Source organism: Cupriavidus sp. GW823-FHT06D04 (assembly GCF_058795055.1).
Map to the genome: position 1 here is coordinate 16632 of NZ_JBXAHL010000044.1, position 20697 is coordinate 37328.

The 20697-nt window shown below is 67.6% G+C and carries 22 protein-coding genes, 2 tRNA genes and 1 pseudogene; 8 read left to right on the forward strand and 17 right to left on the reverse strand.

The window, feature by feature from the left end; translation table 11 throughout:
- Positions 1–103: 103 nt before the first annotated feature.
- From AC1Q7H_RS34160 to AC1Q7H_RS34180, 5 genes are all read right to left on the reverse strand, one after another.
- Positions 104–910: a hypothetical protein gene (locus AC1Q7H_RS34160; protein WP_492382211.1), complete on the reverse strand. Its 807-nt coding sequence runs from the start codon at positions 908–910 to the stop codon at positions 104–106.
- Positions 911–976: 66 nt separating this feature from the next.
- Positions 977–1318: a hypothetical protein gene (locus AC1Q7H_RS34165; RefSeq protein WP_153956191.1), complete on the reverse strand. Its 342-nt coding sequence runs from the start codon at positions 1316–1318 to the stop codon at positions 977–979.
- Positions 1315–2079 (reverse strand): lytic transglycosylase domain-containing protein, encoded by a 765-nt coding sequence (locus tag AC1Q7H_RS34170; RefSeq protein ID WP_153956196.1) that lies wholly within the window; start codon positions 2077–2079, stop codon positions 1315–1317. The genes AC1Q7H_RS34165 and AC1Q7H_RS34170 overlap by 4 nt, the downstream gene beginning before the upstream one ends.
- Positions 2079–3449, reverse strand: coding sequence for an OmpA family protein (locus AC1Q7H_RS34175; protein WP_492382213.1), 1371 nt, complete (start codon positions 3447–3449; stop codon positions 2079–2081). The genes AC1Q7H_RS34170 and AC1Q7H_RS34175 overlap by 1 nt, the downstream gene beginning before the upstream one ends.
- Positions 3450–3507: 58 nt before the next feature.
- Positions 3508–3921, reverse strand: coding sequence for a hypothetical protein (locus AC1Q7H_RS34180; protein WP_228772684.1), 414 nt, complete (start codon positions 3919–3921; stop codon positions 3508–3510).
- Between the two features lie 595 nt (positions 3922–4516).
- On the opposite strand from AC1Q7H_RS34180, the gene AC1Q7H_RS34185 reads away from it, so the two are divergent.
- Positions 4517–5359, forward strand: coding sequence for a class I SAM-dependent methyltransferase (locus tag AC1Q7H_RS34185; protein WP_153956190.1), 843 nt, complete (start codon positions 4517–4519; stop codon positions 5357–5359).
- Here the strand turns inward: AC1Q7H_RS34185 and AC1Q7H_RS34190 are convergent, their stop codons facing one another.
- The gene (locus AC1Q7H_RS34190) at positions 5360–5935 is read right to left on the reverse strand and encodes a DUF1415 domain-containing protein (RefSeq protein ID WP_153956189.1); all 576 of its coding nucleotides are present in this window, start codon (positions 5933–5935) and stop codon (positions 5360–5362) included.
- 90 nt (positions 5936–6025) lie between these two features.
- On the opposite strand from AC1Q7H_RS34190, the gene AC1Q7H_RS34195 reads away from it, so the two are divergent.
- Positions 6026–7291 (forward strand): TIGR03862 family flavoprotein, encoded by a 1266-nt coding sequence (locus AC1Q7H_RS34195; protein WP_153956188.1) that lies wholly within the window; start codon positions 6026–6028, stop codon positions 7289–7291.
- On the opposite strand, the gene AC1Q7H_RS34200 is transcribed toward AC1Q7H_RS34195, so the two are convergent.
- Positions 7288–8913, reverse strand: a complete 1626-nt coding sequence (locus AC1Q7H_RS34200) for an NAD(P)/FAD-dependent oxidoreductase (RefSeq protein ID WP_153956187.1) — start codon at positions 8911–8913, stop codon at positions 7288–7290. The two genes, AC1Q7H_RS34195 and AC1Q7H_RS34200, sit on opposite strands and share 4 nt — an antisense overlap.
- A 67-nt stretch (positions 8914–8980) precedes the next feature.
- Entirely contained in the window at positions 8981–9352 is a 372-nt protein-coding gene (locus AC1Q7H_RS34205; RefSeq protein WP_153956186.1) for a hypothetical protein, read from the reverse strand.
- A gap of 175 nt (positions 9353–9527) precedes the next feature.
- Between AC1Q7H_RS34205 and AC1Q7H_RS34210 the strand changes: the two genes are divergently transcribed.
- On the forward strand, positions 9528–10964 hold the full coding sequence (locus AC1Q7H_RS34210; protein ID WP_211980837.1) for an aminotransferase-like domain-containing protein: 1437 nt from the start codon (positions 9528–9530) through the stop codon (positions 10962–10964).
- 151 nt (positions 10965–11115) lie between these two features.
- Entirely contained in the window at positions 11116–12621 is a 1506-nt protein-coding gene (locus tag AC1Q7H_RS34215) for a sensor domain-containing diguanylate cyclase (protein ID WP_492382212.1), read from the forward strand.
- A gap of 11 nt (positions 12622–12632) precedes the next feature.
- Here the strand turns inward: AC1Q7H_RS34215 and AC1Q7H_RS34220 are convergent, their stop codons facing one another.
- From AC1Q7H_RS34220 to AC1Q7H_RS34240, 5 genes and pseudogenes are all read right to left on the reverse strand, one after another.
- Complete coding sequence (locus tag AC1Q7H_RS34220; RefSeq protein ID WP_013955949.1) at positions 12633–12887, reverse strand: putative hemolysin; 255 nt, start codon at positions 12885–12887, stop codon at positions 12633–12635.
- 94 nt (positions 12888–12981) lie between these two features.
- Entirely contained in the window at positions 12982–13884 is a 903-nt protein-coding gene (gene lpxO / locus AC1Q7H_RS34225; protein ID WP_013955948.1) for a lipid A hydroxylase LpxO, read from the reverse strand.
- 157 nt (positions 13885–14041) lie between these two features.
- Positions 14042–14353 (reverse strand): hypothetical protein, encoded by a 312-nt coding sequence (locus tag AC1Q7H_RS34230; RefSeq protein ID WP_013955947.1) that lies wholly within the window; start codon positions 14351–14353, stop codon positions 14042–14044.
- Between the two features lie 32 nt (positions 14354–14385).
- A pseudogene (locus tag AC1Q7H_RS34235) lies at positions 14386–15828 on the reverse strand (DUF2252 domain-containing protein).
- Between the two features lie 136 nt (positions 15829–15964).
- Positions 15965–16408: a carboxymuconolactone decarboxylase family protein gene (locus tag AC1Q7H_RS34240; protein WP_153956183.1), complete on the reverse strand. Its 444-nt coding sequence runs from the start codon at positions 16406–16408 to the stop codon at positions 15965–15967.
- A 142-nt stretch (positions 16409–16550) separates the two neighbouring features.
- Here AC1Q7H_RS34240 and pdxR point away from each other — a divergent pair, with 142 nt between their 5' ends.
- Together pdxR and AC1Q7H_RS34250 are read left to right on the forward strand one after the other, a co-directional pair.
- Positions 16551–17999: a MocR-like pyridoxine biosynthesis transcription factor PdxR gene (pdxR, locus tag AC1Q7H_RS34245; RefSeq protein ID WP_153956182.1), complete on the forward strand. Its 1449-nt coding sequence runs from the start codon at positions 16551–16553 to the stop codon at positions 17997–17999.
- Positions 18000–18157: 158 nt separating this feature from the next.
- Positions 18158–18466, forward strand: coding sequence for a hypothetical protein (locus AC1Q7H_RS34250; protein WP_013955942.1), 309 nt, complete (start codon positions 18158–18160; stop codon positions 18464–18466).
- Between the two features lie 57 nt (positions 18467–18523).
- Here the strand turns inward: AC1Q7H_RS34250 and AC1Q7H_RS34255 are convergent, their stop codons facing one another.
- A complete protein-coding gene (locus AC1Q7H_RS34255; RefSeq protein ID WP_153956181.1) occupies positions 18524–19207 on the reverse strand; it encodes a Fe2+-dependent dioxygenase in 684 nt (227 codons plus the stop codon).
- Between the two features lie 151 nt (positions 19208–19358).
- On the opposite strand from AC1Q7H_RS34255, the gene AC1Q7H_RS34260 reads away from it, so the two are divergent.
- Positions 19359–19640, forward strand: a complete 282-nt coding sequence (locus tag AC1Q7H_RS34260; RefSeq protein ID WP_013955940.1) for a hypothetical protein — start codon at positions 19359–19361, stop codon at positions 19638–19640.
- Between the two features lie 144 nt (positions 19641–19784).
- Here AC1Q7H_RS34260 and AC1Q7H_RS34265 read toward each other — a convergent pair.
- Positions 19785–19860, reverse strand: a tRNA-Met gene (locus tag AC1Q7H_RS34265).
- 17 nt (positions 19861–19877) lie between these two features.
- On the opposite strand from AC1Q7H_RS34265, the gene AC1Q7H_RS34270 reads away from it, so the two are divergent.
- Entirely contained in the window at positions 19878–20063 is a 186-nt protein-coding gene (locus tag AC1Q7H_RS34270) for a hypothetical protein (RefSeq protein ID WP_013955939.1), read from the forward strand.
- Positions 20064–20118: 55 nt separating this feature from the next.
- Here AC1Q7H_RS34270 and AC1Q7H_RS34275 read toward each other — a convergent pair whose 3' ends face one another.
- Both AC1Q7H_RS34275 and AC1Q7H_RS34280 read right to left on the reverse strand, forming a co-directional pair.
- The gene (locus AC1Q7H_RS34275; RefSeq protein ID WP_013955938.1) at positions 20119–20379 is read right to left on the reverse strand and encodes a hypothetical protein; all 261 of its coding nucleotides are present in this window, start codon (positions 20377–20379) and stop codon (positions 20119–20121) included.
- Between the two features lie 214 nt (positions 20380–20593).
- A tRNA-Arg gene (locus tag AC1Q7H_RS34280) sits at positions 20594–20670 on the reverse strand.
- Positions 20671–20697 lie beyond the last annotated feature (27 nt).

Sequence of the window (20697 nt, forward strand, 5' to 3'; positions counted from 1 at the left end):
GTGCCGGCGCTCCGCTTGTTATCGATCCATAACCAACGGCAGCCGCGCGGAGAACTTTAGCGCACAGCACCCCGCGTGGGGGACGATCCGGACGATGCCCGGGTTATCTGACCGAGACCACCTCGATGGTGCCGGTCTGGCCGTTCTGCACGACCTCCTGCTTCATGACCAGGCCCATGTCGGGGCAGTACCAGTCCGTGACGCTGGCGGTCGCCGGCGGCACCGACACGGTGTGGCCCTCCACCGTGACTGGCGCCATGGTCGTGCTGCGCTCGTAGCGGACCGGCCAGCAGGATTTCTGGCCGAGGCGGGTGGGGATGGTCGCGCGCTTGCCGACGACCTTGCCGCCGATGGTGACCTTGGCGGATGGGATTTTGGCCTGGCCGGCGCTCTGGCCGGCGGCGGTCATCTGCAGGTCCATGCGCACGGTCTGCGACTCGCCCGGCAGCCGCTGCCCTTCCGCTTCAATGACGCCGCCGTAGGCCAGCGTGCCGACCGCGCTGCTGTCGAGCATGCCCGATGCCGTGCCGGCGGCGCTCTTGCCCTCGACCTTGCCCGGCGCGCCGCCGCGCGAGATGGTCAGGCGGTCTTCGATCACCGCCATGGTGTAGTCCAGCCGCGTCTCGTTGGCTGAGCCGGCCGCGGCCACATTCGACACGACGCTGATATTGGCATTGCACTGGCCCTTGCCCGACTTGCGCACGCTGGACACGGACATGGTCGCCGTGCCCGGCGCACCGCCCTGCATGGTCATGCGGATCTCGCCGCCGTCATGCATCCACGGCGCATCGCAGACGCCGGCCGCAGCGGCTGCCGGGAGCAGCAGCGCAGCCAGGGCCAGGCTTGCGCCAAGCGCCGTGCGGCGGTCGAGGGATTGACGCGCGGTGGCACGGTCGGATTTCTTCGGCATCTGTCGCCTCTCCATTAGGGTCTGTTCAACAAGGCGCCGGCACGCTGGCGCTGTGGCGGACAGGCGTCAATCCTTGCACTGCGGCATGTCGCGGAAGCTGTCGCGCACCGTCGCACAGGACTGCGCCAGGCCATCCTTGTCGGAGACGCCGGCCCAGCGCGTGCGGATCGATTCCAGCTCGCCGGGCAGCCCGTCGCGCAGGGTCTGGGCGGCCGCGGCCTGCCCCGACTTGTCGAGCTTGGCCGCCATGTTCTCGGTGCAGGCGCGTTGCGCGGCTTCGGCTTCCTGGCAGGCTTTCGGCAAGGCATCGCTGGCGGCGGCGGAGCGCCCCTCTTCCTTGCCACAGCCGGCAACGGCCAGCGCCAACATGACCGGCAGGCAGGCACGCGGGATCCAGTACGACTTCATGACTTCTCCTTTTTCTTCACCGCTAAGGCGGGAGGGTTCTGGAACGAGACAATGACCAGGCCGCCTCGCTGCGCCGGCGCCGCCGGCTGGCGCAAGGGCGCCGCGGCGCTGTCGTCCTGGCCGCCGCGCAAGCGCGCATAGCGGCCCAGCACCTGCGGCACGTAGGCCTGGGTTTCGGCAAACGGAGGGATGCGCGACCCATGGCGCAGCACCGCGCCTTCGCCCGCGTTGTAGGCCGCCAGGGCCAGGCTGGTGTCGCCGTTGAAGCGCGACAGCAGGCCGCCCAGGTAGGACGCACCGGCCTGCAGGTTCTGGGCCGGATCATAGGCATCGGTCACGCCCAGCATGCGTGCCGTGGCCGGCATCAGCTGCGTCAGGCCGATGGCACCCTTGACGGAGGTGGCTTGCGGGTTCCAGCCTGACTCCACCTCCACCATGGCCATCAGCAGATGCGGGTCCACTGCCGCGGCCTGCGCCGCGCGGTGCGCGAGGGCCACCAGGTCGGAGGGCGGGGATTTGCCGGCGACGACGGCAGCCTTTGCCACCGGCTGCGTTGGCAGCCCGATAAACGCCCGCGCCGGCAACGCTGCGGGCGCCGCAGTGCGAGCCGCTTCTGCGGGCCCAGCGCTGCGCGACGTGAGAAAGGTCACGCCGCTGCCGCGGTCCGCATGCACGACGATCTCGGCGCCGGCCGGCACTGCGCCCGCCACCAGCAGGGCCGCCACGACACCGCGCGCCGGCGCGGCCACAGGCGCTGGCATCACTGCCTGGCCAGCTCCACGCGGCGGTTCTGCGCGCGGCCGAATGGCGTGTCGTTGGACATCAGCGGATGGGTGGCGCCATAGCCCTTGGCATCGAGGCGGTCGGCGGGCACGCCGGCGCCTTCCAGGTAGCGCTTGACGGCGGCGGCGCGGCGTTCGGACAGCGGCTGGTTGCGCGCGTCGCCACCGGTGCTGTCAGTATGCCCCTCCACGCGCAGGCGCCAGTCGGGATGCGCCAGCACCGCCTTGGCGGCACGGTCCAGCAGCGGCCGGGCCGCCGCGCTCAGCACGTCGGAATCGGTTTCGAAGTTGACGCCGTAGAGCTGCACGCGGCCCGCGCCTTCCAGCGCCTGGCCGATGGGATCGGCGGCAGCCTCGGCCTTCGGGAAGCACGGCGGCGCCTGGTCCGCCAGGCGCCAGCCGCCGGCTTCGCGCACGCTGTCGAAGGTGCGCGCATCGCCCTTCACCAGCGCGGCGTAGGCATGGCTGCCGTCCGGGCTGAATGCCATGGCGCCCTTCTCCGGCGCGCCCTCGGTGGTGCGCCGGAAGGCCAGCAGGGCGCCGTTTTCCAGCCCGCCGGAAATCGTGCCCAGCACCTGCGTGATCTTCATCTGCTTGTTGCTGTAGTCGCCTTCCACATAGCAGCCTTCCACCGCCGCGCCGTCCTGGTGAAGCAGCATGTAGCCGGACGAACCGAATTCCACCGGGAACTGGTAGATGCCGCCCACCTGGCGCACCTTGTCGGCCGCGGCCTCGGGCTTGCCATAGGCCATGAACTGCTGTAGGCCGATCTGGCCCTCGTCCTGGTCGCCCGACCAGCGGTTGCCGGTAAGCGTCAGGCGCAGTGCCCCGGCCTTGACGGGCTGAGCCAGCGGCACGCGGGTATCGTAGCCGTCCTGCCCCGGCAGGTCCGCATCGTAGATCACGGTCCAGGGGCCTTGCGTGCCGCCGGCGGAGGCTTCGACGCGGGCATGGCGCGCATTGCTGCGCGCCCCGGCATCGGACAGGCCGCGAAAGCGCAGCACGTCGACAGATGACGCCTGCGCCAGCGCAATCACCAGCTCCTGCCGGCTGCCGTTGCGCATAAAGCCGGCATGGTCCGGAATCTCATTGAGCAGCGGATACCACGAGCGGTCTTCCTTGTCGCGGTTGACCACGAATGCACCGGACCACAGGCCGGCAACGTTGGTTTGCGCGGGCGTCGCCGGCGCCGATGCCGCGGGTTGGGCCGAAGCCGCTGCGGGCGCGGGCTGCACATCGCCTTGCGCAGCGGCGCTGTCAGCGGGCTTCTTCTTGCAACCGGCCATGGCCAGCAAGGCCACGACGCCCAGGCCGATGGCGGCCTTGCGGGTCGTCAGTCCAAACGTCATTCCCTTCAAGGTACTTCCCCTTCTTCTTTTTGTGATGCCGGCCTGTCCGGTGCGCGCCTCAATGCGGGGCGCGCATCAGCATGTCGATCTTCTGCAGCCGCGCGCGGACTTCGCGCTCGAGCGGCGCCAGCGTTTCCGGGCTGGCACCGGCCTTGCTGGCGCGCGCGTAATTCGCGATCGCCTCGTTCATGCCGCGCTGCTCTTCGGCCAGCGCACGCTTGACCAGCTCGCGCTCATCGCTGGCCGCCACGCTCGGAATCGCCGCCTGCGCGGCACGCGCGACGGCGGCCTGCGCGAGGTCGGGCGCGTTGCCGCGTCCGGACAGCGCCGACGCCTGTGGCGCGGAAGCCGGCACGGCGCTGCTTGCGGCCGGCGGCGCACGTCGCGTGGTGATGATCTGCACGCCTTCGGAGCGCGACACCTCCATCGCCGCCAGCGCCGGTTGCGGCACGAACCCGAGGTTACACAACAACAGCAACGCCAAACAACCCCGCTTCGGCAATTTTGTCGACCTTGTCGATTCTGGCATCGGTGTCTTCGGGCTTATCCCGGCAAATCTTCGTCCCGGCGGCGCGGCGCGCCGCCGGGCGTACCGCTCCACCGTGTCACCGCATCCAACCCGGCACGTCAGCCCGCCATCCGCCTCTGCCAAATTTGCGCGTTACGAGCTCATGACCCAAATCGTGTCAATTATGTTGTTTCCGGTTCGTTGCAGATTTCGGAGATCAGCCTTGGCCCATGTGCAACACACACGGCCGCTGACGGGGAAATGCAATCGATTACTGCTTTTTGCCACCTATTTGGCTGAAGCCCAGCGACCGGAGCCTGGTGGAACGCAATCACTCCTGGAACGGGCAGCAGCCGAGCATTTTTAATATTTTTACCATTTACTCCGGCACCGGCGCGCAATTTCGCTCAAGCCCACCCGTGCTGGCGATGCCGACGACTCCGCTGCACCACGCCCGAGCCGGTGAGGTCCACGTCACTCAGGGGCCCTTGGGGACTTTTCGGTAAACTGTCGGCATTCCGGGACGCGCCGCGTCCCGCAGCCTGTGCAGTCCCCCCTCATGTCAAATACCCACGAAATCCGCCCCGGCCAGTCCATCGAACTGCTCAAGGAACTCCATATCCTGACGCGCGACGGCAAGATGAACCAGGACAGCCGGCGCAAGCTCAAGCAGGTCTATCACCTGTTCCAGTTCATCGAACCGCTGCTGCAGGAGGTCAAGGCCGAGCGCGGCCGCGTCACGCTGGTGGACCACGGCGCCGGCAAGTCGTACCTGGGCTTTATCCTGTACGACCTGTTCTTCAAGGCGCTGCAGGACGATTCGCACATCTTCGGCATCGAAACCCGTGAAGAACTGGTGAAGACCTCGCAGGCGCTGGCCGCGCGGCTGGGTTTTCCGGGGATGTCGTTCCTGAACCTGTCGGTGGCGGATTCGATCACCTCGCCGCAGTTGCCGCCCACTGTCGACGTCGTCACCGCGCTGCATGCGTGCAATACCGCGACCGACGATGCGATCCGCTTTGCGCTGGCCAAGGAGGCCCGCCATATCGTGCTGGTGCCGTGCTGCCAGGCCGAAGTGGCCAGCGTGCTGCGCAAGCACAAGGGCAAGCTGCTGGCGGGCAATCCGCTGACGGAGATCTGGCGCCACCCGCTGCACACGCGCGAGTTCGGCAGCCAGGTGACCAATGTGCTGCGCTGCCTGCAGCTGGAGGCGCATGGCTACCAGGTCAACGTGACCGAGCTGGTGGGCTGGGAACACTCGATGAAGAACGAGCTGATCATCGCGCAGTACAAGGACCTGCCGCGCCGCCGCCCGGCCGAGCGGCTGGAAGAGGTGCTGGAAAGACTGGGGCTGGAAGAGATGCGCGAACGCTTCTTTACCGCGCCGGCGCCGGCTGCGTAATCAGCCTTTTTCGGGTTCGTCCTCGCCCGCAATCCAGCGCTGCCAGCCGTCGTGGCCCAGGCGGCGCATGGTGGCCTGGTTGCGCTCATAGATATCCGCCGCATCCGGGAACGCCGCCGCCGCGCGGGCGATGGAATCCTCGCGCAGCAGGTGCAGGATCGGATACGGCGCGCGGTTGGTGTAGTTCTCGATATCGTTCGGCTCGGTCCCGGCAAACTGGTACTGCGGATGGAAGCTGGCGATCTGCAGCGTGCCTTCCAGGCCGAGGCTGCCGAGCAGGCGCTCGGCAAAATACAGCAGGTCGTTGAAGTCGAGGAAGTCCGCCACCGCATCCGGCAGGATCAGCAGCGTGGTGTCGATCTGATCGGGGTCGGCATCGGCCAGCAGGCGCAGTTCGCGCTCCAGGTCGTCCATCACGTCCGGCGCCTCGGTGACGGTGCTGACCACGTAGCGCACCTGCTCCTTCACATACACGCTCTTGGCGAACGGGCACAGGTTGAGCCCGATCACGGCGCGCTCCAGCCAGTGGCGGGTGGCGGCGATGACGGTGTCTGCGGAGTGGGTGGCGGAGGTCATGATGGCAAGGCGCGGCAAACCGTCATTCTAGCGCTGCCGCAGGCTCTATAATCCGCGGCGGAAACACCCTGCCCCCTGCCGAGCCTCCTGATGCCCTCTTCCGCCACTTCCTCCCCTTCTCAAGCCAGCCTAGACGTTGCCGTCATCGGCGGCGGCCCGGCCGGGCTGATGGCGGCCGAAGTGCTGGCGGCACAGGGTGCCAGTGTGGCCGTCTACGACGCGATGCCGTCGGTCGGGCGCAAGTTCCTGATGGCCGGCAAGGGCGGCATGAACCTGACCCATGCGGAGCCGGAGCCGGCCTTCCTGGGCCGCTATGGCGCCCGCACCGCACAGATCGCGCCGATGCTGGCGGGCTTCGGCCCGCAGGCCCTGCGCGAGTGGGTGCACGGGCTTGGCATCGAAACCTTCATCGGCAGTTCCGGCCGCGTCTTCCCGACCGACATGAAGGCCGCGCCGATGCTGCGCGCGTGGCTGCACCGCCTGCGCGAATCCGGCGTGCAGTTCCATATGCGCCACCGCTGGCTGGGCTGGGACGAGAGCGCGCAGCATGCGCTGCGCTTTGCCACGCCGCACGGTGAAACGGTCGTGCAGGCACGCGCGGTGGTGCTGGCGCTGGGCGGCGCCAGCTGGGCACGGCTGGGATCGGATGGCACATGGGTGCCGCGGCTGGCCGAGCGCGGCGTCGAGATTGCGCCGCTGCGGCCCGCCAACTGCGGCTTCGATGTAGCGTGGAGCGAGGCATTTGCCGAGCGCTTTGCCGGTGAGCCGGTCAAGCCCGTCGCGATCGCCCTGGCCGATCGCGATGAACACGCGCACTACCGCCAGGGCGAGTTCGTCATCAGCGCAACCGGCATCGAAGGCAGCCTGGTCTACGCGCTGTCCGCACCGATCCGCGACCGCATCGAAGCCGATGGCGACGCCACCATCCACCTTGACCTGCTGCCGGCGCACAGCGCCGAGCACGTCAGCGCGCAGGTAAAGCATCCGCGCGGCGCGCGCTCGCTGTCGAGCCACCTGCAAAGCCGGCTTGGCCTCACCGGCGTCAAGGCCGGGCTGCTGCGCGAATGCCTGTCGAAGGAAGCGATGCACGATGCGGGCACGCTGGCGGCATCGATCAAGGCGCTGCCGCTGCGGCTGCTGCGCCCGCGGCCCATCGATGAAGTGATCAGCAGCGCTGGCGGCGTGCGCTTCGAAGCGATGGATGAAGGGTTGATGCTGCGCGCGCTGCCGGGCGTGTTCTGCGCGGGCGAGATGCTGGACTGGGAAGCGCCCACCGGCGGCTACCTGCTGACGGCGTGCTTTGCCAGCGGGCGCACCGCGGCGCTCGGCGCCGCGGCTTACCTGCAGCAGGCTTAGGCGGCCTTGCCGCCGACGATGCTTAGCGCCACGGCCTCGGCCACTTCGATGCCGTCGATCGCCGCGGAGTAGATGCCGCCGGCATAACCCGCGCCTTCGCCCGCCGGGTACAGGCCCTTCACATTGATGCTCTGGTAGTCATCGTTGTTGCGGCGGATGCGCAGCGGCGACGAGGTGCGCGTTTCCACCCCGGTCAGCACGGCATCATGCAGGGCAAAGCCAGGCAGCTTCTTGTCGATCTCGGGAATGCCCTCGCGGATCGCCGCGATCACGTAGTCAGGCAGCGACGTGCTCAGGTCGGTCGGCGTCACGCCGGGCTTGTACGAAGGCTCGACCGAGCCCAGCGCGGTCGATGCCCGGCCCGCGATGAAATCACCCACCAGCTGGCCCGGCGCGCAGTAGTTGCTGCCGCCCAGTTCGAACGCGCGCGCTTCCCACTTGCGCTGGAATTCGATGCCGGCGAGCGGGCCGCCGGGATAGTCCTCGGGCGTGATGCCCACCACGATGCCGGCATTGGCGTTGCGCTCGGCGCGCTTGTACTGGCTCATGCCATTGGTCACCACGCGGCCCGGCTCGGAAGCAGCCGCCACGACCGTGCCGCCCGGACACATGCAGAAGCTGTACACCGAACGCCCGTTGCTGCAGTGATGCACGACCTTGTAGTCGGCCGCGCCCAGCAGCTTGTTGCCGGCGAACTTGCCGAAGCGGCTGCGGTTGATCAGCCCCTGCGGATGCTCGATGCGGAAACCCAGCGAGAACGGCTTGGCCTCCATGAACACGCCGCGCTCATGCAGCATCTCGAAGGTGTCGCGCGCGCTGTGGCCCACCGCCATGATGACGTGGTCGGCTTCCAGGTATTCGCCGGTGGACAGCTTCAGGCCGCGCACCTGGCCGCCGTCGATGTCGATATCGTCCACGCGCGTCTCGAAGCGGATCTCGCCACCGAGCTCGGTGATCTCGGCGCGCATCTTCTCGACCATGCTCACGAGCCGGAAGGTGCCGATATGCGGGCGTGCCTTGTACAGGATGTCTTCCGGCGCACCGGCGCGCACGAACTCGTTGAGCACCTTGCGGCCATAGTGCTTCGGGTCCTTGATCTGGCTGTACAGCTTGCCGTCCGAGAACGTGCCCGCACCGCCCTCGCCGAACTGCACGTTCGATTCGGGGTTGAGCACGCTCTTGCGCCACAGGCCAAAGGTGTCCCTGGTGCGCTCGCGCACTGCCTTGCCGCGCTCCAGGATGATGGGGCGGAAGCCCGACTGCGCCAGGATCAACCCGGCCAGCAGGCCACACGGGCCCATGCCGATCACCACCGGGCGCGGATGCGTGCTGCCTGCCTGGGCACGCGCGACGAAGTGGTACGCCATGTCGGGCGTCACGCTCCAGTGCGGCTTGCCGGCCATGCGCTGGATGGCAGCGGCCTCGTCCCGCACCTCGATATCGATGATGTAGGTCAGCTTGATATCCGAGCGCTTACGCGCATCGTGGGCACGGCGGAACACGGTATAGCCGATCAGGCCGTCTCCCTTGACGCCGATCTGCACGGCGCTGGTGCGCACGGCGGCGTCCAGGTCGCTTTCGGTATGGTCGAGCGGGAGTTTGACTTCACTTAGACGTAGCATGGGGAACCCGAGAACTGCGGCCGGGGGGTTGGGCACACCAATGTGCCAGGCCGGCCGGAGCGCAATTTTATAGTCTTTCGGGCGCGGAGTCGGGAATCGGGCGGGATACGGGCTGGCGAGCCGGGCCGGTGCGGCGCCAGGACCACGCCAGCCAAGCTCGCAGCCGGGGCAGCCAGCCCGGCGGGGCTGTGACCAAGAGCGCGCCGGCACGGCTGGCCGACACCGCCAGCCAGCCGCGCGCGGGCACGATCCACGTGTCGCCCGCGCGCAGGCGCCGCCGCGGTACATAGCAGGTATCGGCCAGCCATTGCGGCGGCCCAGCAACCTCCAGCTCACCCACGCCGGCACGCAGCACGGTGCCCGCCGCCACGCGCACGCGCAGGCACTGGCCGGCCGAAAGCGGCATTACGATTGAAGTGTCGTTGAGATCGCTTTGCATGACAGGACTCCGGTAACAGGCACAGGACTCCAGCCTATCGACCGGCCAGCGCATGCGGCAGGCACACCCGTGTAGCACCTGAACCGGAACAGCAACCAGGATTTCGGGCTGTTACGATACAGGGGCCCCGCTTCTGTATCTGTACCGATGCGGCCGACCACGCCACGATCCCCCCATGGACACCACCCCGCTCTACCGCCAGGTTGCCGGCCACTACCGCCGCGCCATTGAATCCGGCACGCTCGCCGCCGGCGACCGCATGCCGTCGGTGCGTGCGCTGATGGCGTTGCACAGCGTGAGCCTGTCCACCGCGCTGCAGGCATGCCGGCAACTGGAAAGCGACGGCCTGCTGGAAGCGCGCCCACGCTCGGGTTACTTTGTTGCCGCGCCGCTGCGCGGCCCGCTGGCCGGACTGTCAGAGCCCGCCGCCGCGCTGCCGGACCCGGCCCAGTACGTTGGCATCCACCAGCGCATTTCAGGCTTGCTGGCACGCAGCCAGCATGAGCACGTGCATACCGATCTGGGCGGCGCCTATTGCGCGCCGTCGCTCTACCCGACCGAGGCCCTGCGCAGTGCCGCGGCGCGTGCGCTGCGCCGGCATCCGCAGCTGTTCGGCGAGGCGGTCGAGTCCGATGGCTACCAGCCGCTGCGCGCCGCGATTGCGCGCCAGGCGCTGCGCAACCGCGTGCAGCTGGCACCGGAAGAGATTGTCATCACGCACGGCTGCACCGAGGCGCTCAACCTCGCGCTGCGCGCGGTGGCTGGCCCGGGCGACGTGATTGCGGTGGAGTCCCCGACCTACTATGGCCTGCTGCAGATCCTGGAAAGCCTGGGCATGCGCGCGCTGGAAATCCCGTGCAGCCCCCAGACCGGCATCTCGCTGGAGGCGCTGGAGCTGGCCGCGCAGCACTACGACAACATCCGCGCGGTGGCGGTGGTGCCCAACCTGCAGAACCCGCTCGGCTGCATCATGCCGGACGCGCACAAGGCGCGGCTGGTGCAGTGGTGCGAAGCGCGTGGCATCGCGCTGATCGAGGACGACTGCTTCTCGGCCACCGCCGACAGCGATGCGCCGCCGGCCGCGGCCAAGGCCTGGGATGGCAGCGGCAACGTGATCCACTGCGCCTCGCTGCACAAGGTGCTGGCGCCCGGCATGCGCCTGGGCTGGATCGCCGCCGGCAAATGGCAGGCGCGGGTGGAGATGCTCAAGTTCGGCCTGTCGCGGCCCAACGAGATGCTGTCGCAGATGGCGGCCGCTGACTTCCTGGCTTCCGGCGCGCACGACCGCCACCTGCGCCGGCTGCGCACCCGGCTGCGCGCGCAGCGCGAATGGTTCGCGCAGGCCATCGCCGCCAGCTTTCCCGCCGGCACGCGGCTGGGCTCGCCGCGCGGCGGCATGCACCTGTGGGTGGAGCTGCCCGCGCAGGTGTCGTCCGAAGCGGTATTCGACCAGGCGCTGCAGGCCGGCATCCGCGTGATGCCGGGCGTGATGTTCTCCAACGCCGGGCGCTTCGACCACTGCCTGCGCGTCAACTGCGGCACGCCGCGCTCGGCGCAGATCGAGCGGGCGCTGGGCACGCTGGCCGCCATCGTGCAGCGGCTGGCAGGCTAGCCCTGGCGCCTGCCTGCAATATCCCTCCCCTTTTGCCGGTGCCTCGCCTATCCTAATGCGCTGGTGCGCAGGGGCTGCCCGGCTGGTCTCCGGGGGCGAAGACCGACCACGGGCGCCGTGCACCACGGGAAAAAGAAAAAGGAGAAAAGCCTTGAGCAGTGCATCCGCGGCAACGTCCGTCGGCAAGGGTGTCGGCAACCCTGCCGGCAACAACCTGGACGACTATCAAACCCTGTTCCAACTAGCACCTGTCTCGCTGTGGCTGGAAGACTTCAGCGCCGTGCGCGAGTATTTTGCGCAACTGCGCAAGGAAGGTGTCACCGACCTGCGCGCCCACCTGCGCGCGAACCCGCAGCAAGCGGCGCAATGCTCGGCGCTGATCCGCGTGATCGACGTGAACCGGCGCACGCTGGAGCTGTTCCGCGCGGCCGATCTCGACGACCTGGTGGCCAACCTCGACACCGTGTTCCGCGACGACATGCTCGATCAGCATGTCGAGGAACTCGGCCAGCTGTGGGACGGCGGCAGTCGCTTCGCCAGCCAGACAGTCAACTACACGCTGGATGGCGAGCGGCTCGACATCCAGCTTGAGGCCACGGTGATGCCGGGCCACGAAGACACCTGGGAGCGCGTGCTGCTGTCGATCAAGGACATCACCGCGCGCATGCGCACCGAGCGCGAGCTGCGCCGCAGCGAGCAATATGCGCTGGGGCTGTTCGAGCATTCGCCGGTGTCGTTGTGGGTGGAGGACTTCAGCGCGGTCAAGGTGCTGCTCGATGAGGTCCGCGGCGCCGGCATTACCGACTTCCGCACCTTCCTCAACGTGCATCCGGACTTTGTCTCGCGCTGCATGCAGGAGATTCGTGTGCTCGATGTCAACCAGCAGACGCTGCAGATGTTCGGCGCGGACAGCAAGCAAGTCCTGCTGTCGCGGCTGGGCGATGTGTTCCGCGACGACATGCGCATCCATTTTGCCGAGCAGCTGATCGACCTCTGGCACGAGAAGCTGTGGCAGCAGCGCGAAGTCATCAACTACGCGCTCGATGGCCGCGCCGTGGACGTCTTCATGCAGTGGTCGGTGTTCCCCGGGCGGGAAGCGGACTGGGACCAGGTGCTGGTGTCGCTGACCGATATCACGGCGCGCAAGAAGGCCGAGGCCTATGTCGAGTTCCTGGGCAAGCACGACGTGCTGACCAAGCTCTACAACCGTGCCTACTATGAGGACGAGCTGGCGCGGCTGGGCCGTAAGGGCCCGTGGCCGGTCAGCGTGGTGGCGGTGGACCTGAACGGCCTCAAGGTGGTCAACGACCAGTTCGGCCATGCCGACGGCGACGGGCTGCTGCGCCGCACCGGCGAGGTGTTGAAGAAGGCGGTGGGCGAGCAGGCCTGCGTGGCGCGCATCGGCGGCGACGAGTTCATGATCCTGCTGCCCGGGCGCGACGAGCGCGGCGCTGCCACGGTGATCGAGCAGATCGGCCAGGTGGTGGAGCTGAACAACCAGTTCTACCCGGGAGCACGCCTAAGCTTTTCCATCGGCCACGCCACCTGCCTGCAAGGCGACCGGCTGAACGAGATCGTCAAGCTGGCCGACAGCCGCATGTATCAGGCCAAGCGCGACTACTACACTACGCTGGCCAACGAACGCCGCCGCGATTGAAGCCTGGCGGCTCAGCCCGGCGTGCATTGGCCGCGCATCAGCGCCCACTCCTCGCATTGCTTGCCGGACGGGAAGGTGCAGATGCCGGACTGGCCGGCCGGTGTCGACACGATCTGCAGCTTGCCGCCGCGCTGCGTGCAGTTGATGGAGGCGGGGTTGGGCTTGCCGACGGCAGCGGCGCTGCTGGCGGCTCGTTCTTCAGGTGTCGTGGTGCAAGCGGCGGCGCCAAGGGCGGCGGCCAGCCACAGTGCGGAGCGGACGCGCATCGGGATCTCCGGAACAGGGTCGCAATGCGGGATGTGAACGGCGCTCGCTACCCGCCCAAGGCAAAGAGCCGGCTTGCGCCGGCTCTCTTGCTGCTTACAGGAAGACGATCAGCCCCACGCCCAGCACGATCAGGCCAAACTTGGTGACGTAGTAAAGCTGGCGGTTCCAGGCCTTGAAGCGGCGGCGATACTGGCCGCCCAGCCAGACAAAGCGGAACAGCCGGTTGATCATGCCGGTCTGGTCGTGCTCGTCATTGGGCGAGCTGGCCGCGGTCATGACCTTGCGGCCCATCCAGTGGTTGAACTTCGCAGCCCAGCCGTAGCGCATCGGACGCTCGATATCGCAGAACAGGATCAGCCGGTTGGCATCGCTGCGGTTCTCGGCCCAGTGCAGGTAGGTTTCGTCGAAGACCACGCCCTCACCGTCGCGCCAGCTGTGGCGCTCGCCGTCGACCTCGATAAAGCAGCGGTCGTCGTTCGGCGTGGCCAGGCCCAGGTGGTAGCGCAGCGAGCCGGCAAACGGGTCGCGGTGCGGGTTGAGCTTGCCGCCCGGCGGCAGCTCGGCAAACATCGCCGCCTTCACCGTGGGCAGCTCGCGCAGCAGCGCCACAGTCTTGGGGCAGAGCTGCTCGGCCGACGGGTGCTGGGCCTCGTACCACTTCAGGTAGAAGCGCTTCCAGCCGTACTTGAAGAAGGAATTGAAGCCGGCGTCGTCGTTCTTGTCCGCGGCTTTGATCTTGCGCATCGCGGCCAGCGCCAACCCTTCATCGCGGATCTCGGGCCAGGCGGCGCGCAGCTTTTCCAGGTCGGGGAAGTTGTCGACCGGGATGTACGGCGTGCGAGGCACGCCCGAGAACGCATACATGAAGCAGTTGATTGGAGCCACCAGGGCCGAATGGTCCAGCAGCTGGCGCCAGATGCGCAGGCGCACCTTGCCGCGGAAGTGCACATACAGGACGGCACCGAGGTAGCCCGCGACGATTATCCACTTGATCACCGAAATCCTCCTGGTCAGCCGCCTCCGCCGCGTGTCAGTCACAGCGCGGACCGGCTGGGTGAAAACGCGTATTTTAGCGAAACGGCAGAGCCGCCGCAGCTTGAGATGATTGCGGCACATTGCCCGGGGTGCGGGCCGCGCAGTCAGGCTGGCGCGTTCAGGCCCCGCCGCGCGACTGGCGCGCGATGCGCTCGATCAGCGCCTGGGCGTCGTCGGGCAGGCCCTGCAGCGTCAGCAGGCGCGCGTTGAGCACCAGGTTCTCCAGCACCAGCTTGGCGGTCGAGGCCCACATCGTGGCCAGCAGTGCTTCCACCGGCAGGCCGGACGCCTCCATCTCGCTGGAACGCTCGGCGATCAGGCGGCACGCCAGCCGGCGCAGCGCGGCGTCGTCGAACGGCAGGTCGGCGTAGTCGATGGGGTCTTCCTTCTCGACTTCCGTCATCAGTTGCAGCAGGGTGTCTTCTGTCATGGGCAGACTCCTGGCCAGGCAAGATGCGTGGGCTACACGCGGAAATCAGCAGCCATGTCGGCATCGGTGCGCGCCTCGAGGCGCCCCGAGCGGCACGCGGCGACAAACTGATCGTAGTCGCGCTCGACCTGGTCGGCATAGCCATTGGCATAGCCTACCATCACGTCGGCCATGCGGTCGCTGCGGCCCAGGTAACCGCTGACCTCGGCGGCCAGGCCGCTGGCCTTGGCGTGCGCCCGCGCCAGCACCCAGCCACACAGCGAGGCATAGCGGCCGAGCAGGTCGCCATCCATCAGCTCGATCTGTGCCGACAGCTTCATGTCGCGCAGCTGCCGCATATAGAAGTGCCGCCCGAACAGCCCCTTGGTCCAGCCGAGGAAACAGGTCGCTCGCGGCCTGCATCAGGCGCTGGCCCTCGCCCACGCGGCGGCCCTCGTGCGCGCTCGGCGCGCTCTTGAAGTAACGCGCCACCACTGACCTGGTGGCCTCCTTGACCTGCAGGAACAGCGGCTTCTCATGCTGGTCCACATCAGCTGCACCAGGCAGCGCGTGCCCACGCTGCCTACGCCGACCATCTTGAAGGCCACGTCATGGCGCGTGAAATGGCCGAGCAGCTGGCGCCGGTCGGGAGCCAGCGTGGACAGGTAGTCCTTGTAGGCCTGGTCCAGCGCCAGATCCGCGTCGCTGGCGGCCAGCCAGTCGTCGCCCGTCCCGAACAGCGTCTGCTCGCCGCGCACGCGGAAGATAGCCGGCGGCGTATCGAGTATCGACCAGCGGTCGCCGATGCGCTCGGCCAACTTGGGCAGCAGCGACTCGTGGGTGCGGTCGGCGGCGCGCTCCATGCCGCGCCGGATGCGTTTCTGGACTTCGGGCAAGGTTTCTTCTTCGAGCAGCCGCTCGAAGGTGATGCGGTCGTACCATATGCCAAGCATGCCCATTTCGGCATAGGCCAGCATGCGGCGCTGGTAGCTGCCCACTGCCTCGCGCACCACGGCTTCGGCCACGCCGGCCTTGTGCTGCAGGTGGCGTGCCGCCACCACGAAGCTTGCGCACAGGCGCTTGAGGTCCCATTCCCACGGGCCGGGGCTGATTTGGTCGAAATCGTTGAGGTCGAACAGCAGCGCGCGCTCGGGCGTGGCAAAGCCGCCGAAGTTGGCCAGGTGGCAGTCGCCGCAGATCTGCATATGCAGCCCGGAATCCGCGGTGCCGGCCAGGTCGTGCGCCTGGATGATGGCGCTGCCGCGGTAGAAGGCGAACGGCGACTGGATCACGCGGCCATAGCGCAGCGGCACCAGCCGCTCCACCCGGCCGTGGCTGCTGATTTCCAGCAGTTCGACGGGGTCGCGGTCGACGTTGCCGATGGCTTCATGCGCACCGCACGGCACCTTCTGGCGTGCGGCCCTGCCGCGCTCGCGCCGGGCCTTGACGGTACCCTCGGCCCCGGCTTCGCCGCCCTCCTGACGTATCGCCACCATGCCCCCGATGCCGGCGCCGCCGGCGGTTGCCATTTGTGCAGCATCTGCAACAGAAGCTAATGCACTGCGCCGCGGCTTGTCAATCGGCAGGCCGCGGCAGGGGTCAGGCTGGGGTCAGGCGAATGTGCGCCGTGGCTCAGAGCGCCGGTGGCTGGCGCCGGAAACCGACGCCAAAGCGGTTCCATGCATTGATGGCCGAGATCAGCAAGGTCAGGTCGGCCATTTCCTTTTCCGAGAATTGCTCGCGCAAGGCCTGGTAGTCCGCATCCGGCGCCTGGCTTTGCGGCAGCAGCGTGAGCGCCTCGGTCCACGCCAGCGCGGCGCGCTCGCGTGGGGTGAACCAACTCACTTCACGCCAGGCCGGCAGCAGGTTCAAGCGGCGCTCGCTGTCGCCATGCTTGCGCGCATCGATGATGTGCATGTCCAGGCAGAACGCGCAGCCGTTGATCTGCGAGGCGCGGATCTTCACCAGTTCCTTCAACGTGGTCTCCAGCGAGCAGCGCGCCAGGTAGACCTCCAGGCCGATCATTGCCTTGTACGCGTCAGGGGCCACGTCTTGCCAGTTCATCCGTTCTTCCATGATCGATCTCCGATTTGACAGGTTGGATTCGGCGGGCACTGTGTCGCGCCCGTTGGGATGAAAGATAGACGCATCGATTGGTCCCGTACACTGCCAATTTCCGGCAGAATCAGTAGACCAATTTTGATCGACGCGTACCCTCATGGAACTGCATCTCGCGCTGGACCAAGCCAGCGACCTGACCGCGCAGATCGTCCACCAGATCCGCGACGCAATCCAGGGCGGACGGCTCGGGGCCGGCGCACGCATGCCGCCTACGCGCCTGCTTGGCACGCAGCTGGGCGTGGCGCGCAAGACGGTGACCACGGCGTATGAACGGCTGGTGGCCGAGGGCTGGCTGCACGCGCGCGTCGGCGACGGCACCTATGTGGCCGAGGGGCTGTCCCGCCCGGCCGTGCGCATGGCGGCTGCGCCGGTGCTGCCGCCCGCCGTGCAGCGCTGGATGGCGGTGCCGACGCCGTTCCTGGACGCCGCCGGCGGCGCGCGCTATGCGTTCCAGCCGGGGCAGGCCGACACCACGCGCTTTCCGCATGAAGCCTGGTCGCGCTGCGTGCGCGCGGCGCTGGCCGCCGAGCGCCAGCGTCCGCCCGGCGCCGCCGATCCGGCCGGTGAGATGGTGCTGCGCCAGGCCATTGCCCGCCATATCGCATTCACGCGCGGCGTGCAGAGCATGCCGACTGACATCCTGGTCACAGGCGGCGCGCAACAGGGCATCGACCTGCTGGCCCGGCTGGTGCTCGGGCCCGGCGCCGTGGTGGCGATGGAGGATCCCGGCTACCCGATGGCGCGTTCGTTGTTCCAGGGGCTGGGCGCACGGGTGGTGCCAGTGCCGGTCGATGGCGAAGGGCTGGTGGTGGACGCACTGCCGAACGATGCCACGCTGGTCTATGTCACCCCCTCGCACCAGTCGCCGCTGGGCGTGCCGATGAGCCTGGCGCGGCGCCAGGCGCTGCTGGACTGGGCGGCGCGCCGCCACGCGGTGATCCTGGAAGACGACTACGACAGCGAATTCCGCTACGGCGGCCAGGCACTGGACGCGCTGCAGACGCTGGACCGGCATGGCCGCGTGGTCTACCTCGGCACCTTCTCGAAGACGCTGGTGGCGAACCTGCGCGGCGGCTACCTGGTGGTGCCGCCCTGGCTGATGCCGGCCGCGCGCAAGGTCAAGCACCTGATGGACTGGTACACGCCGACGCTGATCCAGCAGGCGCTGGCGCGCTTCCTGTCCGAGGGGCACCTGCTGCGCCATATCCGGCGCTCGCACGCGCGCCACGCCCAGCGCCGCGCCCGCCTGCTGGCGCGGCTGCAGGGCGACCTGTCGCCGTGGCTGGAGCCGCTGCCGGCGATGGCGGGCTTCCACCTGGCGGCACGGCTGCGCGTGCCGGTGGCGTCCGAGGCGCTGGTCTCGATGGCGCGCCTGGCCGACCTGGCGCTTGCCACGCTCGATCCCTGCTATGCCTCGCCCCCTGCTACCTGCGCGGGGCTGCTGCTGGGCTTCGGCGCCATCGACCTGCTGGATATCGATCCTGCCCTGGACCGGCTGGCAATGGTACTCTCTGCACTGGTACCTGAGCCGCCGCACGCCACGTGACGCGAGCGGCACAGGAGCGATATCAGGTGACGCATCCCGCGCGCATGCCATCCCGGCGAGATGGCGCCGCAGTCATGCTGGTATTTCGCAAACTGCCGTGAACAAATCGGAAGCGTGCGGGTCTCATTCGCACTTTCCACACAACCAGAGTCGCGTTCATGACCAAGCGTTTGTTGTCCGCCATGCGTCAGTACGCATGGTTTGCCGGGGTGAAGCACCATGTCGTGCAGGGCGTCGAAGCCCTGGCGGAGCTGCTCAAGTCCCCTTCCGCCGCGGCGCGCGCCGTCGCGGCCATCATTGCCGAAACCGAGCAAGGCGTACAGGTCTGGGTCTCGTACTTCGGCAAGCCGCTGGATCCGCACACCAACTACGTGCTGTGGCCCAACCGCGCGCTGCGTCCGGCGCGGCGGCGTATCCAGCCCTCTCCGATCGAACTGTTGCAGATGCAGCGACGGCGCGACGAATAGTCGCGCCTGCTTGCTGGCTGACGTGATGCAGCGCCCTTGAGAGGGCGCCGCCGGCGTTCAGGCGTCCGCCCAGCGGCGCAGCAGGTTGTGATAGACCCCGGTCAGGCCGATCACCGATTCATGCGCCTGGCCGAGCTCCTGCGCCACCAAGCGGATACGTGCGTCCAGCTCGAACAGCAGCGCGCGCTGGCCATCGTCGCGCACCATGCTCTGGATCCAGAAGAACGATGACACCCGCGCCCCGCGCGTGACCGGCGTCACGTGGTGGATGCTGGTGGCCGGGTACAGCACCATATGCCCGGCCGGCAGCTTCACGCGCTGCTGGCCGTAGGTGTCCTCGATCACCAGTTCGCCGCCGTCGTATTCCTCCGGCTCGGTCAGGAACAGTGTCGCCGACAGGTCGCTGCGGATGCGGAAGCTGGTGCCGCGCAGGTAGCGGATCGCGTTGTCGACGTGATTGGCAAAGGTATGCCCGCCCTCATAGCGGTTGAACAGCGGCGGATAGACCTTCAGCGGCAGCGCCGCCGAGAAGAACAGCGCATTGTTGCCGAGCGCGTCCTGGATCAGGTCGCCCACCTGGCGCGCCGCCGGCGAGCCCTCCGGTAACTGCAGGTTGCGCTTGGCCAGCGCCGACTGGTAACCCGAGGTCTCATTGCCGTCGGCCCACGCCGCCGCTTCGATGACTTGCCGGACTTGCGCCACCTGGGCCTTGGACAGTACGTCGGGAATCTGCAGCATCATGATGGCAATAACATCGGGATAAATTGGGCAGGTGCACATTGTATGGGAAGCGCGGAAAGGACAAGAACAAGAATCATTACTGTTTGATCCTGTGCGGGCGGCGGCTTCACTACAATGGGGTTTGTATCCCCGTCACCGACAAGGAGCCGACATGTCCGAACCGCTACACGATGAAGCGCTGGTCAATCTCTACCTGGAACGCATCTCGGCTCTCTCGGTGAGCGCCTTCGATGGTGCCGATGTCAGCGGCGAGCTCGATGCGGTGATGCGCGAAGCGGTAACCAAGTGCCAGGCCGCGGGCGGGCCGCAGGCGCAAGGCACACTGACGGTGCTGGCCATGCGGCTGCGTGAGCATGCCGACGCCGCGGAGCGTGAAGACCAGCCGCTGGTGCGCGATACGTTCAGGCGTGCGGCGGAACTGGTGCGCACCTAGCGAGCAGGCGCACGAACGCTGCAAGGCCATGCCTTTGGGTTGCGCGGAATCACATCGGAGCAGTGGGTGAGTCAGGCCGGACGGCCTTGAGAACAACGCCTTGAAGGACTGCGGCGAATGCCGCTGGATACTGAGATAAGGCGTTGGTTGCGGGGGCAGGACTTGAACCTGCGACCTTCGGGTTATGAGCCCGACGAGCTGCCAACTGCTCCACCCCGCGTCTGAAGGAGACGGATTATGGGCGATTCACCCGCGCATGGCAAGCGCTATTTTGCCGTGCGCATGAAATCGTTCATTCGTGCCTCGCGCCGTCATGCAATGCGCCTGGCTTTGCCGTCCGGTTCATGGACCGAGCGAGACTTCGCTCGCTTCATTTCCAGCGTAGGAATGCCGGGCCGGATCAAAAATGATCCGCGTCAATAGCAATAGATCACGGCATGATATAAGCCGTTGCGCCAATCACAATGACGCGCAGCCCTTATTCGGCGGGCCCCAGCAGCCGGTCCACCAGGGCATAGCCCGCGCCGAAGGCAGCCACCTCTGCCGCATGGCGCGTGGCGAACTGCTGCGGGCCGCTGGCAAGCAACTCGGTATCGCCCGCGTCGGCCGGGTCGGCGCCTTCCTGCGACACGCGGACTTCATAGCCCCAACGGCCGATGCTGTCCTGCCCTTGCGGCGATACCAGGACATAGACATCCATGCCGCGGTACTCTTCAACGCGCCACTCTGCGTTTTCCATGCGCTCAGCTCCCAGGGTCGAGGTTGTGCCTGATTCGAGCCTAGGAGGCCGCACGCGCGACCGCAAGGCGTGACGCAGCAATCGCAGGCGACGCGTTGGGTGCAGGGGAAAGCGGGAACGGTCGCCGCAGCGCACAGGTCGAACGGCACGACGGCGAGAGGACGGAAACGAAAAAGGGCTTCCGTTTCCGGAAGCCCTTTTCTTTCTGCATAGGTGGCGCGGCTGGCAGGATTCGAACCCACGACCCCTTGGTTCGTAGCCAAGTACTCTATCCAACTGAGCTACAGCCGCACGCGAGAAAAAGATTATAACCCAGTT

Excerpts from the sequence above, each read along its gene's own strand:
- AC1Q7H_RS34160 (WP_492382211.1), bottom strand. The coding sequence starts at position 910 with ATGCCGAAGAAATCCGACCGTGCCACCGCGCGTCAATCCCTCGACCGC.
- AC1Q7H_RS34165 (WP_153956191.1), bottom strand. The coding sequence starts at position 1,318 with ATGAAGTCGTACTGGATCCCGCGTGCCTGCCTGCCGGTCATGTTGGCG.
- AC1Q7H_RS34170 (WP_153956196.1), bottom strand. The coding sequence starts at position 2,079 with ATGCCAGCGCCTGTGGCCGCGCCGGCGCGCGGTGTCGTGGCGGCCCTG.
- AC1Q7H_RS34175 (WP_492382213.1), bottom strand. The coding sequence starts at position 3,449 with ATGACGTTTGGACTGACGACCCGCAAGGCCGCCATCGGCCTGGGCGTC.
- AC1Q7H_RS34185 (WP_153956190.1), top strand. The coding sequence starts at position 4,517 with ATGTCAAATACCCACGAAATCCGCCCCGGCCAGTCCATCGAACTGCTC.
- AC1Q7H_RS34190 (WP_153956189.1), bottom strand. The coding sequence starts at position 5,935 with ATGACCTCCGCCACCCACTCCGCAGACACCGTCATCGCCGCCACCCGC.
- AC1Q7H_RS34195 (WP_153956188.1), top strand. The coding sequence starts at position 6,026 with ATGCCCTCTTCCGCCACTTCCTCCCCTTCTCAAGCCAGCCTAGACGTT.
- AC1Q7H_RS34200 (WP_153956187.1), bottom strand. The coding sequence starts at position 8,913 with ATGCTACGTCTAAGTGAAGTCAAACTCCCGCTCGACCATACCGAAAGC.
- AC1Q7H_RS34205 (WP_153956186.1), bottom strand. The coding sequence starts at position 9,352 with ATGCAAAGCGATCTCAACGACACTTCAATCGTAATGCCGCTTTCGGCC.
- AC1Q7H_RS34210 (WP_211980837.1), top strand. The coding sequence starts at position 9,528 with ATGGACACCACCCCGCTCTACCGCCAGGTTGCCGGCCACTACCGCCGC.
- AC1Q7H_RS34220 (WP_013955949.1), bottom strand. The coding sequence starts at position 12,887 with ATGCGCGTCCGCTCCGCACTGTGGCTGGCCGCCGCCCTTGGCGCCGCC.
- AC1Q7H_RS34230 (WP_013955947.1), bottom strand. The coding sequence starts at position 14,353 with ATGACAGAAGACACCCTGCTGCAACTGATGACGGAAGTCGAGAAGGAA.
- AC1Q7H_RS34240 (WP_153956183.1), bottom strand. The coding sequence starts at position 16,408 with ATGGAAGAACGGATGAACTGGCAAGACGTGGCCCCTGACGCGTACAAG.
- pdxR (WP_153956182.1), top strand. The coding sequence starts at position 16,551 with ATGGAACTGCATCTCGCGCTGGACCAAGCCAGCGACCTGACCGCGCAG.
- AC1Q7H_RS34250 (WP_013955942.1), top strand. The coding sequence starts at position 18,158 with ATGACCAAGCGTTTGTTGTCCGCCATGCGTCAGTACGCATGGTTTGCC.
- AC1Q7H_RS34255 (WP_153956181.1), bottom strand. The coding sequence starts at position 19,207 with ATGATGCTGCAGATTCCCGACGTACTGTCCAAGGCCCAGGTGGCGCAA.
- AC1Q7H_RS34260 (WP_013955940.1), top strand. The coding sequence starts at position 19,359 with ATGTCCGAACCGCTACACGATGAAGCGCTGGTCAATCTCTACCTGGAA.
- AC1Q7H_RS34270 (WP_013955939.1), top strand. The coding sequence starts at position 19,878 with ATGGGCGATTCACCCGCGCATGGCAAGCGCTATTTTGCCGTGCGCATG.
- AC1Q7H_RS34275 (WP_013955938.1), bottom strand. The coding sequence starts at position 20,379 with ATGGAAAACGCAGAGTGGCGCGTTGAAGAGTACCGCGGCATGGATGTC.